The following is a 16681-nucleotide window of genomic DNA, read 5'->3' on the forward strand; positions in this document are numbered from 1 at the left end:
CGACCTTGACCTCAATCGGCTTCGCTGCCGCGGCGACGGCCGGCGGCGCGGGCGGCGGCGGCGCGGCGGGCGGCGGCGCGGCGGGCGGCGGCGCGGCGGGCGGCGGCGCGCTCGCGCAGGCCGCGAGCGCGGCGGCGAGCGCGAGGCCGAGCAGCCGCGATGGGGCGGGACCGATGATCCGTTTCATGTGTCTGATTGCACCTCTTGGTGGAAGCCGCGTCCCGGCCCGGCGCTGGCATCGCGCCGGCCCGCACGGCCCCCGCAACGAAAGACGCACGCCGCCGCAGCGAAGTGCCGGCGGCGGCGTGCGTGCGAAGAAACCAGTTCCCGAGGCGCGGCGTGATCGGCGCGGGCACCGATCACGCCGCGAACCTTCAGAACTTGTACGTCAGAGAAGCCGTCCAGTTGCGCGGCACTTCCGGCAGCACGACCGACGAGCCGAACAGGTCCGGGAAGTTGGCGCGGAAGTACTTCTCGTTGGTCAGGTTCTTTCCTTGCACGCCGAGCTTCCAGCTCTTCGTCTCGTAGTTGATGCCGGCGTTGAGCAGCCTGTATGCCGGCAGCTTGACGGCCTGCGAGAAGCCCGAGTACGTCGAGTCGACCCAGGTCATGCCGACCGTGCCGGTCAGGCCGTCCAGAACCGTGCCGTCGAAGCTGTAGATCAGATACAGCGAGTAGATGTTCTCCGGCACGCCCTGCTTGCGGCCATCCTTGGTCGGCACGATGCCCATCGCCACGCCGCCGAAGATGTCGGCGCCGGTCACGTACGGTTGCTGCGTGCTGGGATCGATGTCGGTCGGCAGATCCCCCGCCCCGAGGAAGCTGAACTGCCCTCCGTTCTTGGCGGCGGTGAGGTTGTAGACCTCGGTCTTGCTGTAAGTGGCGGACAGCGCGATGTTGTTGGTCACCACCGCGCGCAGCTCGGCTTCCCAGCCCTTGCCTTCGGTGGTGTTGTTGGTCACCGTGTTCTGCGCGCTGTAGTCGAGGCGCTGCTGCTTGTAGTTCGACACCGAAGCGTAGATCCGGTTGTCCCAGAAGCTGCCCTTCAGGCCGTACTCGGTCAGCGTCGAATCGGCGACGGCGGTGCCGGAAGCGATCATGTCCGAGGGAATGTCGCCACCCTGATCCATCACCATCGTCGACTGCTTGGCGCGCGTGAAATACGGCGTCATGCCGACGACCGGAATGTCGTAGCTGATGCTCACGGACCACGAAACCGCATCGTCGGTATCCTGATGCTTGTCGTTGTCCGTGCAGTCCACGCCTTGCGTGCAGGTCGACTCCATGTCGATGGAGTCATAACGGCCGCCGCCCGTGATGTGCAGGTCCTCGATGACCGTGAAGTCGGTCATCAGCGCGACGCCGAGATCGGTATAGCTGCCGACGTAATAGGCCGACCACGGCTCGAGCGCCGAGTTGCGCGTCGACAGCGTACGACGATCGAAGGCCGAATCCGGCTTGGTGATGTCGCGGCGATCGAAGTACTCGTACGCGAAGTTGCTGCCGTGCTCGAAATCCTGATGGCGGACGGAGGGGCTGAACTGATAGGCGGCGCTGGCCCAGTCGCCGATATCGTGCTTGAACGAGAAGATCAGCTGATCCTCGAAGACCCAGGTGTCCGCGGCCTGCGAGAAGCCGTAGACGTTCTCGTTGTTGTTCTTCAGCGACTCGTAGAACGACTTGTTGACCATCTTCAAGTTGTTGCCGAAGTCATGGATGACGTCGAAATACAGCGTCGCCACCTTGTCGGTCAGCTCGTCGTCCGGCGCGACCAGCACCTGGCTGCGGCGCAGCTTGGCGGTGCCGGGATTCTCGAGCTTCATGTTCGGGTGCGCTGCCAGCGCGGTCGCCCAGTCCTGGCCCGTCGAGCCGTACGGCATGAAGGCCGACAGATTGGCGGCGCCCGCTTCGTGCGCGGAGATCTGGCCGTCCAGATCGGTATCGATGGAAGCCGGACGTCCGGTGATGTAGGTCCCGTGGTTGATGAGGTCCTGCGTCAGACGGTTCCAGCCGGCGACCTGATTGCCCTCGTACTCCTGATACATGCCGCCGAACTCGATGCGGGTCGATTCGGACAGATCGGTGTCGAACGAAGCCTGGTAGATGCTCTGGTCGGTCGACGTATTCTCGTAGTACGAACCCGAGTCTTCCGTTTCGGCGTACAGGTAGTAGCCGAAGTTCTTGCCGAACAGCTGGCCCGGGCCGCCAACCTCGCCGTGGATCACGTCCTTGTCCCAGCTGCCGCGCACCACGCCGAATTCGCCCGACGGCTTCTTCATGTACGCACCGTCCTGCGCCCGCGCCGACTTCGGCACGAAGTTCAGGTAACCGCCGATCTTCGACGGACCGTAGATCGGCGAGGCCGGGCCGCGCACGATGTCGATGCGATCCGAGGCGCCGATCGGCTGCGGATAGTTGCCCGGGTTGTCGATGCGGCGCACGCCGCGGAAATAGTTCTCGCCCGGCGTGCCGCGCACGTCGAGCGAACCGGCGACGCCGAAGAACGACTGCGTGAACGAGCCGGGCGTCAGCGCGACCATGTCGTCGAGTTCGGTGATGTTGAACTTCGTCAGCATTTCGTTGCTGATCGAGGTGATCGAACGCGGCGTGTCCTTGATGCTCTTGTCGAAGCCGAACACCGAGTTGTTGTCCTCGTTCGGCAGAATGTTCACCTCACGGTTGACGCGCGCCTTGACGACAACCGTTTCGATATTGTCACCCGCCGCTTCGGGAGCCGCATCGGCTGCCGCCACCTCGGCCGGTGCGCTGGCCTGCGCGAGTTCCTGCGCGGATGCCAGCGTCGGCAGCGCGAAGCCGCCACCCAAAGCCATCAGCGCGATCGCGCGCATCTTGAAAGCCGGTACTGCACGTTTCATTACACCACTCCCAATTGCGTATGTCGGATCCAGAGAGCCCACCGCGGCATCCGCATCTGACGATGCGGTCTGCCACGCGAAGCGCCGGGCATCGAAGCGCGTCTGCTTGCGCGTCCCTTCGTTCGCTGCGCCGCGCGGCGGACCGCGCGCGCTCCAGCTCCGGAAGATCAGGACGCCGCTGTATGCAGTTCAAAAAGACATTGCATACAGACTCGGGACTGACGTTCCGCAAAGGTCGTGCCATGGAAAAGTTCAGCGCTGGATGCGGGAAATCCCGCGATGAAAGGCGCTTGCGGGGCGCATGAAGCGCGCATCGAGGCTCGATGGTGTTCGAGCACGGAGCAGGTGCGATGCTTTTTGGCGCGCATGCCCCGACTTATTGCATGCAATCTGCACACGGATTGTGTGCGATCAGGAATCCTGTCCTGTCGCCGTCCGCGCGCCGCGACCTCTGCCGGCACGCATCAGAAAAAAGGCGCGCCCCGCGGTGAGGCGGAGCGCGCCGGATTCAGGCAGCCGCGGGCCGTGTCAGTGCGCCGAAGACGGCAGCGGACGCGTCATCAGTTCGACCATGAGCCGTTCGAGGCGCGGCACGTCGACCTCGCGCACCACGGTCTCGATGCGCTCGCCGACGCCGGGCTGGTAGTGCGGTGCCCACGACAGCGTGTCGCCGTAGCCGGGCCCGAACTGGGTGTTGACGTCGATGTAGAGTTCGTCGGCGGCGGCGATCAGCGATGGATCGAGCCAGACGGCGGCGGCGATCTCGTCCCACAGCGGAAAGCCGAGCTCCTTGCGGGCCTTGAGCTGGCGCGCCAGCACCGTGTCGCGCGCCGTCATGCGCCGCATCAGATCCGCTGACAGCTCGGTCGCGGTCGACGGATCGACCGGCACCATGACGATCTTCCGCCACGGCGCGCGCAGGGCGATGCGCGCCGCTTCCGGGTCCCAGCGGAAATTGAACTCGCGGCGCGGCGTGTTGACGAATTCGCGCGCGAACTGTCGCGCCGACACGGTGTCGAGCCGGCGCTGCGGATTGAGGCTGCCGCCCATGTAGACGAGTTCCTTGGCGAGCGCGGCGAACTGCGGATCGCGCTGCTGCGCGAGCGCGATGTTGGTCATCGGCCCGGTCGCGACGATGCTGACCTGGCCCGGAAACTCGCGCACCTTGCGCACCAGGAAGTCGACCGCGTTCTCTGCCGAGGCCTTGATCGCCGGCATGCCCTCGGCGAGCGGCGGCACGACGTCGGGCGCGTGGTAGTTCGGCGCCGTCTGCACGGTGTCCTCGACCCAGCGCTTCATCCATGCGCCCTTCCAGATCAGCTTGCCGTACAGCGCTTCCCAGCGCTCGGTCTCGGTCTCGGTATTGAGCAGCGGCAGCTCGGCGCCGGCCATGACCGGAATGTCGGCACGACCGACGATCTCCAGCATGCGCAGCATGTGCGCGACATTCTCGTCGCGCCAGGTCGAGCCGCTGACGATGGTGACGCCGAGCACCTCGACGTCCGGCGCCAGCACCGCCATGAACTGCGCGAGGCCCAGACTCGGCACGTCGTCATCGAGGATCACCAGGCGCTTGCCGGCGGCCTGCGCCTGCACGGCGAACGCGAGCAGGCCGAGCGCCAGCCAGCGCAACAGGCCGAAGCGGCGGGACATCGGCAAGGTTCGCATCGGGGACATATCGTCGTTTCTCCGTCCGGGGCTCAGAGTCGCTGCTGCAGCACGCGGGCCTCGAACGAGGCCGAGTCGAGTTCGTGCTGCCATTGCAGCCGCGCCTTGTCGCTGCGCTTGAGCCAATCGGCGCAGCCGGCGTCGGCCTTCAGCGCCGCGAGGCTCGCCGCGCAGACCGCGACCGGCGTGCGGCCGTCGGCCTGCCACAGGCTGTCGCCGGCGATGAACGCATGGCTCAGGCCGTTGCGCGCGATCTGCTTGAGCGTCGGGTAGTCGAGCCCCTGCTCCTGCGCGGCGCGGATGTATTCCCAGGTCATGTCGCTGCGCGACACGCCCTCGTCGTCGGTCGACAGCACGACCGGCACGCCGGCGGCGAGATACAGCGGCAGCGGATGGTCGCGCCCTTTCACGCCGAGGATCACGTCGTTGCTCGTCAGGTTGATCTCGACGGCGATGCGGTCGCGCGCCATCGCCGCGAGCAGCTTCGGCGCGTCTGCCTCGTAGGCGATGTCGACGCCGTGACCGATGCGCAGCGCGCCGGCGATCACCGCGTCGCGGATGTGGAAGCCGAGATCCGCCGGCGGCACCAGGCCCATGGTCAGCTCGCCGGCGTGCAGCGTCTTCTTCACCTGCGGCGCGCGCGCGCTGAAGAAGCGGAACATGTCCATGTGCACGCCGTAGTCGGCGAGCGCGGTCGGGTTGTCTTCCGGATCGACGATGTTGATGCCGACGAAGCGCGGATCGGCCTGCACCAGCGCGTAGCCGAGCGCCATCTCGGCGAATGCGAACGGCTGCGGCATCGCGCGGTCGACGTAGGCCAGATAGCGGAACTGCACGGCGCAGGCGGCATCGGCCTGCGCCGTGCCGCAGCGCAGGCGCTCGCGGATCACGGCGTCGGCGGCGTCGAACTCGGCACGCGCCTCGGCGACCAGCTTCGGCAGCTCGGCCTCGATCTGCTTGTAGTTCTCCGCATAGTCACCGGCCTGCCACGGCTTCTTCGTCGCGCGCGGCGCGAAGCTATAGGCATTGCTCGGGTTGACCATGATCTCGACGTAGCCGACGCGGTCGTGGGCGGCGAGCTTCAGCGTCTCGACGACGGTGTCGCCGAGCCGCGTCGCGGCCAGCGGCATGAACTTGCCGAACACCGAGAAGAAGCGGTCGTGCCCGCTCGCGAAACCGACGCCGGGCACGAAGTTGCGCATCGACAGCGCATCGACGACCTGTTCGTAAAGCGCCGGATCGCGCGTCGCCAGGCCGCGCGCCGGCGCCTCGCCGGCCTTGCACGGCGGCGCGACCAGGCCCTTGTCGGCGAGCTTCACGCAGTAACCGTCTTCGTCGGCCCAGCGCAGGTAATCCTCGGCGTAGACGCTGCCGACCAGGTGGTTGTGCAGATCGCCGCCCTTGGGCATCTGCTGCAGGAACGCGCGCAGCCTTGCGCTCTGGCCGACCAGCGTCTGGAACTGCGCGGCGACACGCTGCTCGCGGCGCGCGTCGTCGTAGGCAGCCTGCGCGGTGCAGGCGGCGGTGCCGAGCAGCGCCGCGGCGGCGAGCGCGGCGCAGCGCCGAAAACGGGAGCGGGAACGAGTCTTCATGATCGGGCCTCAATCCTTGTTCTTCGCCGGCGCGCTGCCCGGCACCGTGTTCTCGTAGCGATCCCAGTGCGCGAGGATCTCGCGGATCACCGGCACGCCGACGCGATAGTTCGCCTCATACGCGGCGAGCTGGCCCGGCGCCTCGTCGCCGATGGTGGCCAGCGGATCGACGCCCGGCGGCGGCATCGACGGATTGCTCGCCGTGCGCAGCACCAGCACGCGCTGCGGATCGACGTAACCGAGCTTGCCGAACTCGGCCATCATCCGCGCCGCGTCCTGGCTCTCCATGTTGGTCATCACGAACTGGCCCTGGCCGTGCGTCCACAGCTTGACCCAGTCCTCGGCCCAGTGCGTGCGCGCCGGCCCGTGCCAGTAGCGCCTGGCGCCGAGCGTTTCGCCGAGCAGCACGAATGGCGGCTTCTGCGCGTTCGGATAACCCTTCCAGGCCTTGCGCTGCCCGGCGAGCGCCGGCGTGTCCGGAATCTTCACCGTACGCGTCAGTGCGTAGGCCCACTGCGTCAGCGCCGGATTCATGCGGTAGGCCATGCCCAGATCGTCGGCGGATTCGGCTTCGCCGAAGCTGTTCGGATCGCTCGGCAGCGCGTTCGGTTTCAGCGCGCCGATCGCGAACAGGCCGTAAGGCCAGTCGGCCGGAATCTCGCGATCGTCGAACTCGCGCAGCTCGTCGCCGTTGACGACCCAGCGCGCCCACGCGGCGCTGCCGACCGACGCGACGTTCGGGTCGGCGCCGGAGATGCCGGTGAACAGCCAGTAGGTGCGGGTCAGGTCGAAGCGCGGATCGAGCACGAAGGCGTCGAGATCGCGCAGCAGCAGGCCGTAGAGACCGTCGGCGTTGCGGCGGATGCCGCGCGTCGCGCCGCGCACGTCGCCGATCGTTTCGTCGAGATGCTCGCGCTCGACCCACAGCTGGTATTCGCCGGGCTTGTCGCCGCGATCCTGGCCGTTCTCGAAATTGGCGACGACGACCATGCGCACGGCGATGCGCGCGGCGGGCTGCGCCGGCGGCGGCAGCGGCGGTTCGGCAGCCGCGGCGGTGACGCTGGCGCCGAGCAGCAGCGCCGCGCGAACGGAACGGGATGAAATTCGCATCGGTTTCTCCGGTCGTGGGACTCGACTTCGAACGGCGGCAGGCGCAGCGCCGCTCAGCGCAGGAACGGCAACAGCACCTTCAGGAACGCCTCCGGCGCCTCGGTCATCGGCACGTGCGCGGTCTCGGCGATCAGCGCCAGCTTCGCGCCGGGAATGCCGGCCGCGTACCAGCGGCCGTCGTCGACCGGCACCAGCTCGTCGTGCTCGCCCCAGACCACCAGCGTCGGAATGCGGATCGCGCCGAGCTGGCCGTCGACTGCCTCGTCGAGCAGCGCCGGATTGCTGGTCACCGAATGCACGGTCCAGCCGTCATCCTTGTCGAGGTTCCACTGCAGGCTCGCACGCACGTCGCCGGCGCTCGGCACGCGCGCCTTGTAGAACACCGCGCCGACGCTGGCCTTGACGCCGGCCAGCGAAACCGGCGGCGGGCCGCGCTTGCCGTCCGGCGGCGGCGTGAACATGGCAGCCATCGTCGCGCGGCGACCGGCGGCGTCGCAGAGCACGAGCTTGACCGGCCTGGGCAGCGTGAACGCCGGATCGGCGGCGATGCCCTGCAGCGACTGGATCGCGTACTGCGCGGCGATCCAGCCGCCGAGCGATTCGCCGATCAGCGTGAACGCGCCGACCTTCTTCTCGCGCAGGAACTCGCCGAGCGTATCGACCCAGAGCTGGATGCTGTAGTCGACGATCGGCTTGGCCGAGCCGCCGAAGCCGAGCTGGTCGAGCGCAATCACGTGATGCGTCTGCGCCAGCTGCGGCATCACCGCGCCCCAGTTGCCGAGCGCGTTGCTGCCGAGGCCGTGCAGCAGCACGACGGTCGGCGCCTGCGGATCGCGCGGACCCATCTCGTAGTAGCGGATGTCGACGCCGAACACCTTGAGCGTCTGTGCCTGCGGTTCGGCCGCGACGGCGGGCGCAAACCACACGAGGAGGCCCGCGCACGCGAGCAGCGCCGCGAGGCCGCGACGCCATGAATACGACTGTTTCATCGTGCTGCGCTCCTGCTGAAGAATGGGAATACCTGGATCACGCGACTTGCCTAAGCGGCGACGCAGCGCCGATCATCGGCGACCGCCACGCCCGCACCGCCATGTCCACCGATCTGATCACCGCCCTGCCGAAAGCCGAGCTGCACCTGCACATCGAAGGCACGCTCGAACCCGAGATGGTGTTCCGCCTCGCCGCCCGGCACGGCGTGAAGCTGGCCTACGACAGCGTCGAGGCGCTGCGTGCCGCCTACGACTTCACCGACCTGCAGAGCTTTCTCGACCTCTACTACGCCGGCGCCGACGTGCTGCGCGACGAGCAGGACTTCTACGACATGACGCGCGCCTATCTGGCGCGCGCCGCCGCCGACGGCGTCGTGCACGTCGAGCCGTTCTTCGATCCGCAGACGCATACCGCGCGCGGCATCGGCTTCGAGGTCTTCATGTCCGGCATCCTGCGCGCGCTGGCCGACGGCGAGCGCGAGTACGGCATCAGCTGGCGCCTGATCCTGTGTTTCCTGCGTCACCTGAGCGCCGACGAGGCGATGGCGACGCTCGAAGCCGCCCTGCCCTGGCGCGCATCGATCACCGCGGTCGGCCTCGACTCGTCCGAGCGCGGCCATCCGCCGTCGAAGTTCACCGCCGTCTTCGACCGCGCCCGCGCGCTGGGCCTGCTGAGCGTCGCGCACGCCGGCGAGGAAGGCCCGCCGGCCTACATCGTCGAGGCGCTGGACCTGCTGCACGTGCGCCGCATCGACCACGGCGTGCGCTGCGTGGAGGACGCCGCGCTGGTCGAGCGTCTGGCGCGCGAGCGGATTCCGCTCACCGTCTGCCCGCTGTCCAACGTCAAGCTGCGCGTGTTCCAGCACGCCGCCGAGCACAATCTCAAGGCCCTGCTCGAACGCGGCCTGTGCGTGACCGTCAACTCCGACGATCCGGCCTACTTCGGCGGCTACGTCGGCGACAACTACCGCGCGATGCAGCAGGCGCTCGGCCTGTCCGACGCGCAGATCGTGCAGCTGGCGCGCAACAGCATCGAAGCCTCGTTCCTCGACGAAGCCAGCCAGCAGCGCTGGCTGGCGCGCATCACCGAAGTCGCGACGGCCCACGGCGTGAACACGCCCTAGGTGCCGCGACCCCCGGCGCGCCGCGGCTTTCACGCCGCGGCGCCCGCGTCGGCCAGCAGTTCGGCCAGCGTGCAGGCGATGACCTTGGTCGCGCGACGCAGGTCTTCGAGGCGCAGCTTTTCGTTCGCCGCGTGGCCGTTGGCCTCGCCGAGCGTGCGCGGGCCGGCGCCGTAGAGCACGGTCGGAATGCCGGCAGCGGCGTAGTGGCGCGCGTCGGTGTACAGCGGCACGCCGTGCTCGCCGACCGGCGTGGCGAAGATCTCGCTTCCGTAACGCTCCAGCGCGTCAATCAGCCGGCCGGCGCCGGGCAGACGCAGCAGCGGCAGCGCCTGCAGCACGCGGCGGATCTCGACGCGAATGCCCGGCAGCGCCGCGGCGGTATCGCCGATCAGCGCGCGCAGCTGGGCCTCGACTGCATCGAAGGACTCTTCCGGAATGATGCGGCGGTCGAGGCGGAAGCGGACGAGGTCCGGCACCACGTTGGTATTGATGCCGCCGGAGATCAGGCCGACGTTGAGCGTCGGATGATCGATGCCCGGCGTCTGCGAATGAATCTTCGCCATCTCGGCGCGCGCGGCGTAGAGCACGCCGAGGATGCGCGTCGCCGCTTCGAGCGCGTCGACGCCGGACGCCGGCATCGCGGCGTGGCCCTGCTTGCCGTGCACCGTCACTTCGAGGTGCAGGCAGCCGTTGTGCGCGGTCGTCACCGCGTACGGGAAGCCGGCGCAGATCGCGTAGTCCGGCCGCGACAGCTTCTGTTCGAGCAGGCGCCGCGGGCCGATGTCGCCGCCGGTCTCCTCGTCGTAGGTGAAGTGCAGCTCGACCTGGCCGCGCAGCGGCCAGCTCGCGGCGACGCGCTGCAGCGCGCGCAGCGCGTAGGTGTAGGTCGCGAAATCCGATTTGCTGACGGCGACGCCGCGGCCGTACATCGTCGGCCCGTGGCCCGGCTCGTCGCGCACCACGGCGCCGTACGGGTCCTCGCTCCAGCCCAGGCCCGGCGGCACCACGTCGCCGTGCGCGTTCAGCGCGATGCACGGCCCGCCGTCGCCGAAGCGCTGGCGGACGATCAGATTGGTCGCCGCGATCATGCCGACCGCCTCGACCTCGGCCTGCGGCACCGGATCGGTTTCGACGGCATAGCCGAGCGCTTCGAGCAGCTGCTGCGCGCGCGCGGCATGCGCGACGCAATCGCCCGGCGGATTGTCGCTGGGCACGCGCACCAGCTCGGCGAGGAACGCGCAGGCGGCGTCGAACTCGGCATCGACGGCGGCGCCGAGCGCGGCCTGGACGGAAGACGGAAGAGAAACGGAAGTCATGTCGGGATTCAGGGAGTGTCGTCCTGCAGGAACTGCGCGAACGCCGCCGCGGCGAGCGTGGCGTCGTCGGCGCTGAGGCTTTCTTCGGGGTTGTGGCTGACGCCGCCGGCACCGCAGCGCACGAACAGCATGCCGATCCCGGTCAGCGTCGCCATCATCATCGCGTCGTGACCGGCACCGCTCGGCAGATAGCGGCTTTGCGCGGCGCCGGTGACGGCGCGGATCGCCGCGTCGAGGCGTCGCTGCAGCGCCGGCGCGCAGGGCGTGGCGTCGGCGTGCACGATCTCCTCGTATTCGATGCGCAGCCTGCGCCGCGCCGCGATCGCCGCGATCTCGGCCAGCACCGCATCGACCGCGGCGTCGCGCGTCGCGTCGCTCGGCGCGCGAATGTCGATGCTCAGTTCGCAGCGGCCCGGCACCACGTTGACGGCACCGTCCGGCACCTCAAGACGGCCGACGGTACCGACCAGACCCGGCGTGCCGCTGCACAGGCGCTCGACGGCGAGCACGATCTCGGCGGCGCCGGCGGCGGCGTCCTGGCGCAGATACATCGGCACCGTGCCGGCATGTCCGGCGCGGCCGCGGATCGCGACGCGGAAGCGGCGGCTGCCGGCGATCGCGGTGACAACGCCGAGCGCAAGGTTCTCGTCGAGCAGCACCGGTCCCTGCTCGATATGCACCTCGACGTAGCCGCACAGCTGCGCCGGATCGCGCGCCAGCGCCGCGATCCGCGCCGGATCGTGGCCGGCGCCGCGCAGCGCCTCGGCGAGCGTGACGCCGGCGGCGTCGGTGCGCTGCAGCAGCGCCGGATCGAAGCGCCCGGCGACCGCACTGCTGCCGAGGAAGGTGGACTTGAAGCGCACGCCCTCCTCTTCGGCGAAGCCGATGATCTCCAGATCGAACGGCAGCGCCACGCCGCGGCGGCGCAGCAGGCCGGCGACGACGATCGGCAGCAGGATGCCGAGCCGGCCGTCGTAGCGGCCGGCGTCGGTGACGGTGTCGTAATGCGAGCCGCTGATCAGCGTCCTGGCGCCCGGCGCGGCGCTGACCCAGCGGCCGACGACATTGCCGACGTCGTCGATGTGCGCGTCGAGCCCGGCCTGCAGCATCCAGTCGCGCAGCTTGCGCGCCGCGGCCTGATGGGCGGCGGACAGATAGGTGCAGCACAGCGCGTCGTCGCGCTCGCTGTAGCGGGCCAGCGCGTCGGCCATCGCCAGGATCTCGGGCCCGGCCGCCGCCAGATCATCGATGGCGAAGCGCTCGGCGAGCCGGAAGTCGGCAATGCGCGCGATCTCGACCAGCGCCGTGTGCAGCTCGGCCTCGGCCTCGTGCGCGAGACGGCGGCTCAGCTCGACGACGATGTCGGCGCGCTGCCGGCCCTTGACCGAAATCACGAACGGAAAACCGAACTTCTCGCGGTAGGCGGCATTGAGCGCCTGCAGCTCGCCGAGCGCGTCGGCCGGCGCCTGCGTCAGCCCTGCGCCGGCCTGCTCCGAGGTCGAAGCCGCGGTCAGCTCGCCGCGCATCGCCGCGCTGCCGGCCAGCTCGGGGTGCGCGCGAACCAGCGCCAGCTGCGCCTCGCGCGGCGCGTCGAACATCGTCGCGCACAGCGCGTCGAGCAGCGCGAAGCGCGTCGCGAACGGGCGCCGCGCGGCGGTCTGCTCGGCGATCCACGGCGAGTGCTCGAAGATGCCGTCGAGCGCCGCGACGAACGCCGGCAGCGGACAGCGGTTGAGAACGTCGAGATCGATCATGCGGCGGGCGCCGGGAAATGCCGTTGCCAGTGGCGGGCGATGTCGATGCGCCGGCAGATCCAGACCTTGTCGTGCGCCTGCACGTAGTCGAGGAAGCGCTGCAGCGCGGCGATGCGCGCCGGCCGGCCGACCAGACGGCTGTGCAGGCCGATCGACAGCATCTTCGGCGCGTCGAGGCCGTCCGGATCGCCTTCCGCGTAGAGCGTGTCGAAGGCGTCCTTGAGGTAGTCGAAGAACTCGGCGCCGGTCGCGAAGCCCTGCGCCGAAGCGAAACGCATGTCGTTGCTGTCGAGCGTGTACGGCACGACCAGATGCGGCACGCTGCCGCGCGCGGTCTCGACCCGGGTCCAGTACGGCAGGTCGTCGGCGTAGGAGTCGGCGTCGTAGACGAAGCCGCCGTGCTCGACGACCAGGCGCCGCGTGTTCGGGCTGTCGCGGCCGGTATACCAGCCGAGCGGCATCTCGCCGGTCAGCTCCTGCATCAGCGCCACCGCCTCGTGCAGGTGCGCGCGCTCGCTCGCCTCGTCCATCGTCTGGTAGCTGATCCAGCGCAGGCCGTGGCAGGCGATCTCGAAATCCAGTTCCTTGGCGACGGCGACCACGTCCGGCGTGCGCGCCAGCGCCCTGGCGACGGCGAACAGCGTCAGCGGCAGGCCGCGCGCCTCGAAGGCGCGCACCACACGCCAGAAGCCGGCGCGCGAGCCGTACTCGTACAGCGATTCCATGCTCAGGTGGCGCATCGGGAACGCCTGCGGATTGAACATCTCCGACAGGAAGGTTTCCGACGCGGCGTCGCCGTGCAGCACGCAGTTCTCGGCGCCTTCCTCGACGTTGAGCACGAACTGCAGCGCGATGCGCGCGCCGCCCGGCCAGCGCGGATGCGGCGGCCGCCGTCCGTAGCCGATCAGATCGCGCGGATAGGCGGCGCTCATGCCGGCTCCCCGAGCACGGCGAGCAGATCGACGCCCGGCGCCGGCGGCTCCTGCAGGCGCAGGTCGGCGAGCACGTGATCGAGGTGATGCAGCATGTGCTGGGCGGCGTCCGGGCTGCGCTTCTCGAGCGCGCTGACCAGATCCTGATGCTCGTCCGGCGGACAGCAGGTGGTGGCCGCCTCCTGGTAGACGGCGATGATCAGCGACGAGCGCGAGACCAGCTCGCGCAGCAGTTCGAGCAGCGTCGCGTTGCCGGCGCACTCGGCGATGATCAGGTGGAACTCGCCGGACAGGCGGATCGCCACGCGCCGGTCGTTGCGCTTGGCCACGGCCTTTTCCTTCTGCAGGTGATCGCGGATGCGCTGCAGGTCGGCGCGCGAGGCCTTCTCGACGAAGCGCGCGACGATCGCCGGTTCGAGCAGGCGTCGCGCCTCGAAGATGTCGAGCGCTTCCTGCACGGTCGGCAGGGTGACGATCGCGCCGCGGTTCGGCAGCAGCGTCACCAGCCGTTCGCTGGCGAGCTTCTGCAGCACCTGGCGCACGCGCGTGCGGCCGAGACCGAAGATCTCGCACAAACGGTTCTCGACCAGACGCGCGCCCGGCGGCAGGCTGTGATCGATGATCGCCGCGTAGATGCGCTCGTAGGCCACGTCGATGGCGCTGGCGCCCGGCACCGCGGCCGCCGCTTCCTTCGCCGCCGCGCGCTTGGCGGTCTTGCGCCCGCTCGTCGCTGTCTTGCTCATGCCGTTCCTCCGTCCTGTCCGGCTCTGGCGGCGGCTTCCGTGCCGCCGATGTAGGTACGCCGCACCGCGCGCTCGTCGCCGAGCGTCATCAGCACCAGCAGCTTCTCGCTCAGGCTCCGGCAGCCGGCGATGCGCCGCGCGAGCAGCGGCGTCGCCTGCCAGTCGATGGCGATGAAGTCCGCCTCGCAGCCGGCCGCGAACGAGCCGATGCGGTTCTGCAGCTGCAGCACGCGCGCGTTGCCGAGCGTCGCCAGATAGAACGCGCGCAGCGGCGTCAGGCGCTGGCCGCGCAGCTGCGCGACCTTGTACGCCTCGCCGAGCGTGCGCAGCATCGAGAAACTGGTGCCGCCGCCGACGTCGGTGGCGACGCCGAAACGCAGGCCGGCCTCGTCGCTGGCGGCGAAGTCGAACAGGCCGCTGCCGAGATACAGGTTCGAGGTCGGCGCATGCGCGGCGCAGGCGCCGCAGTCGGCCATGCGCCGGCGGTCGACGCTGTCGAGATGGATGCAGTGCGCGTAGACCGCGCGCTCGCGCAGCAGGCCGTAGTGGTCGTAGACGTCGAGGTAGCTGCGCCGCTCCGGGAACAGCTCGCGGACCCAGGCGATCTCGCCGAGGTTCTCGGCCAGATGGCTGTGGATGTAGGTGTCGTGATACTCGCGCGCCAGGCGTCCGGCGGCGGCCAGCTGCGCCGGCGTCGAGGTCGGCGCGAAGCGCGGCGTGATCGCCACCGCGAGGCGGCCGCGGCCGTGCCAGGTCTCGATCAGCTCGCGCGTCTCGCGCTCGCCGTCCTCGGCGGTGTCGCGCAGGTTGGCCGGGCAGTTGCGGTCCATCAGCACCTTGCCGGCGATCATGCGCAGGCCGCGGCGCTCGGCGGCGGCGAAGAACGCTTCGACCGAGGCCTTGTGCACGGTGCAGAACACCAGCGCCGTGGTCGTGCCGTTGCGCAGCAGCTCGTCGAGAAAGACCTCGGCGACCTCGCTGGCGTAGGCGTAATCGCCGAAGCGCGCCTCGACGGCGAAGATGTAGTGCTCCAGCCAGTCGAGCAGATCGCGGCCGGCCGAGCCGATCACTTCGGTCTGCGGAAAGTGGATGTGCGTGTCGATCAGGCCGGGCAGCAGCAGATCGGTGCCGTGATCGACGATCGGCGTGCCGTCCGGCAGCGCCGGCAGCAGTTCGGCGGCGGAACCGGCGGCGGCGACGCGCCCGTCCTCGACCAGCAGCAGGCCGTCCTCGTGGTGGTGGTAGCTGCCGGCGTCGTCGTGATCGCCGGGGTCGCCGGAGAAATGCAGCAGCGCGCCGCGGTGGGCCTGCAGGCTCATGCCCCGCCCTCCGCGCCGCCGCGATGGCCGATGCGCGTCTTCATTGCGGCGCTCCGCGGTCGATCCAGTCGAGCACGGACTGCCGCTCGGCGTCCGTCATCTGCGTCAGGTTGCCGAGCGGCATGGTTTTGGCCAGCAGCTGCTGGCGCATCGTCGTCAGGTGCTGCTGCAGATGCTCGGGCGTTTCCAGCATCACGCCCTTGGGCGGCGCGACGAAGCCGGCGAAGCTCGGGTGCTCGGCATGGCAGCCGGCGCAGCGCTGCGCGACAATCGCCTCGACCTGCGCGAACGGCGGCGCCGCGGCCGCGCCGGCGGTGGCGGCGGCCGGCGCCGGGCGCAGCAGCACGATCACCGCGGCGATCGCCGCCAGGCCCAGCAGCGCCGGCCACAGCGGCGTGCGGCCGCCGCGCTCGTGCGCCTTGTGGCGCATCACGAACCAGGCGCGGATCGCGGCGCCGGCCAGCGCCAGGCCGATCAGCGCCAGCACCTTGTGCTCGGAGCCGTAGGTCGAGGCGTAGTGGTTGCTGATCATCGTGAACAGCACCGGCAGCGTGAAATAGGTGTTGTGCACCGAGCGCTGCTTGCCGCGCGCGCCGTCGCGCGGATCGGGCTCGCGGCCCTCGCGCATCGCCGCGACCGAGCGGCGCTGGCCGGGAATGATCACGAAGAACACGTTGGCGACCATCATCGTGCCGAGCAGCGCGCCGAAGTGGATGTACGCGCCGCGGCCGCTGAACACCGCGCACAGGCCCCAGGCGGCAAGACCGAGCAGCACCGCGAGCACCGCGGCCAGCGCGCGCTCGTTGCGGCCCAGCGGCGAACGGCAGAGGCCGTCGTAGACCAGCCAGCCGCCGGCCAGCGTGGCGAGGCCGATCGCGATCGCCTGCCACGGCGCCAGCGCCAGCACCGCGGGGTCGATCAGGTACAGCGTCGGCGCGCCGTAGTACAGCACGCAGAGCAGGAAGAAGCCGGTCAGCCAGGTGCTGTACGCCTCCCAGTAGAACCAGTGCAGCTGCGCCGGCAGCTGCGCCGGCGCGACGCGATATTTCTGCGAGTGGTAGAAGCCGCCGCCGTGCACCGCCCACAGCTCGCCGGCGACGCCGCGCCGCGCCGCGGCCGGATCGGCCGGCGTCAGCAGATGGTTGTCGAGCCAGACGAAGTAGAACGACGCGCCGATCCAGGCGATGCCGACGATCACGTGCGCCCAGCGTCCGATCAGGTTCAGCCATTCGAGCAGATAGGCTTCCATGGGGTGGTT

13 protein-coding genes are annotated in these 16681 nt (G+C 69.6%); 1 reads left to right on the top strand and 12 read right to left on the bottom strand.

The window, feature by feature from the left end:
• The 6 genes from H149_RS23870 to H149_RS0117895 all read right to left on the bottom strand — a co-directional run.
• The coding region (locus tag H149_RS23870) for a hypothetical protein (RefSeq protein WP_039749421.1) at positions 1 to 187 on the bottom strand (187 nt) is incomplete at its 3' end.
• 187 nt (positions 188 to 374) lie between these two features.
• A complete protein-coding gene (locus H149_RS0117875; protein WP_154654915.1) occupies positions 375 to 2876 on the bottom strand; it encodes a TonB-dependent siderophore receptor in 2502 nt (833 codons plus the stop codon).
• 528 nt (positions 2877 to 3404) lie between these two features.
• Positions 3405 to 4529 (bottom strand): nucleoside hydrolase, encoded by a 1125-nt coding sequence (locus H149_RS0117880; protein ID WP_020651147.1) that lies wholly within the window; start codon positions 4527 to 4529, stop codon positions 3405 to 3407.
• 47 nt (positions 4530 to 4576) lie between these two features.
• The gene (locus tag H149_RS0117885) at positions 4577 to 6136 is read right to left on the bottom strand and encodes an adenosine deaminase family protein (protein WP_020651148.1); all 1560 of its coding nucleotides are present in this window, start codon (positions 6134 to 6136) and stop codon (positions 4577 to 4579) included.
• 9 nt (positions 6137 to 6145) lie between these two features.
• Positions 6146 to 7246, bottom strand: a complete 1101-nt coding sequence (locus H149_RS0117890; protein ID WP_020651149.1) for a purine-nucleoside phosphorylase — start codon at positions 7244 to 7246, stop codon at positions 6146 to 6148.
• Between the two features lie 53 nt (positions 7247 to 7299).
• The gene (locus tag H149_RS0117895) at positions 7300 to 8235 is read right to left on the bottom strand and encodes an alpha/beta fold hydrolase (protein ID WP_020651150.1); all 936 of its coding nucleotides are present in this window, start codon (positions 8233 to 8235) and stop codon (positions 7300 to 7302) included.
• A 101-nt stretch (positions 8236 to 8336) separates the two neighbouring features.
• On the opposite strand from H149_RS0117895, the gene H149_RS0117900 reads away from it, so the two are divergent.
• Complete coding sequence (locus tag H149_RS0117900) at positions 8337 to 9359, top strand: adenosine deaminase (protein ID WP_020651151.1); 1023 nt, start codon at positions 8337 to 8339, stop codon at positions 9357 to 9359.
• Between the two features lie 29 nt (positions 9360 to 9388).
• On the opposite strand, the gene H149_RS0117905 is transcribed toward H149_RS0117900, so the two are convergent.
• From H149_RS0117905 to H149_RS0117930, 6 genes are read right to left on the bottom strand one after another with little or no spacing between them, the layout of a single operon-like run.
• Positions 9389 to 10675: a M20/M25/M40 family metallo-hydrolase gene (locus H149_RS0117905; protein ID WP_020651152.1), complete on the bottom strand. Its 1287-nt coding sequence runs from the start codon at positions 10673 to 10675 to the stop codon at positions 9389 to 9391.
• 8 nt (positions 10676 to 10683) lie between these two features.
• A complete protein-coding gene (locus H149_RS0117910; RefSeq protein WP_020651153.1) occupies positions 10684 to 12429 on the bottom strand; it encodes an allantoate amidohydrolase in 1746 nt (581 codons plus the stop codon).
• Entirely contained in the window at positions 12426 to 13361 is a 936-nt protein-coding gene (gene puuE, locus H149_RS0117915) for an allantoinase PuuE (RefSeq protein WP_020651154.1), read from the bottom strand. The genes H149_RS0117910 and puuE overlap by 4 nt, the downstream gene beginning before the upstream one ends.
• The gene (locus tag H149_RS21630; RefSeq protein ID WP_020651155.1) at positions 13358 to 14104 is read right to left on the bottom strand and encodes a GntR family transcriptional regulator; all 747 of its coding nucleotides are present in this window, start codon (positions 14102 to 14104) and stop codon (positions 13358 to 13360) included. Before H149_RS21630 ends, puuE begins: the two co-directional genes overlap by 4 nt.
• Positions 14101 to 15423, bottom strand: coding sequence for a guanine deaminase (gene guaD, locus H149_RS0117925; RefSeq protein ID WP_020651156.1), 1323 nt, complete (start codon positions 15421 to 15423; stop codon positions 14101 to 14103). The genes H149_RS21630 and guaD overlap by 4 nt, the downstream gene beginning before the upstream one ends.
• 40 nt (positions 15424 to 15463) lie before the next feature.
• Positions 15464 to 16672 carry a urate hydroxylase PuuD gene (locus H149_RS0117930; protein WP_020651157.1) on the bottom strand — a complete coding sequence of 403 codons (1209 nt, stop codon included), beginning with the start codon at positions 16670 to 16672 and terminating at the stop codon, positions 15464 to 15466.
• Positions 16673 to 16681 lie beyond the last annotated feature (9 nt).

The sequence above is a fragment of the Solimonas variicoloris DSM 15731 genome (genome assembly GCF_000382285.1).
In the GTDB taxonomy this organism is placed as follows: Bacteria; Pseudomonadota; Gammaproteobacteria; order Nevskiales; family Nevskiaceae; genus Solimonas; species Solimonas variicoloris.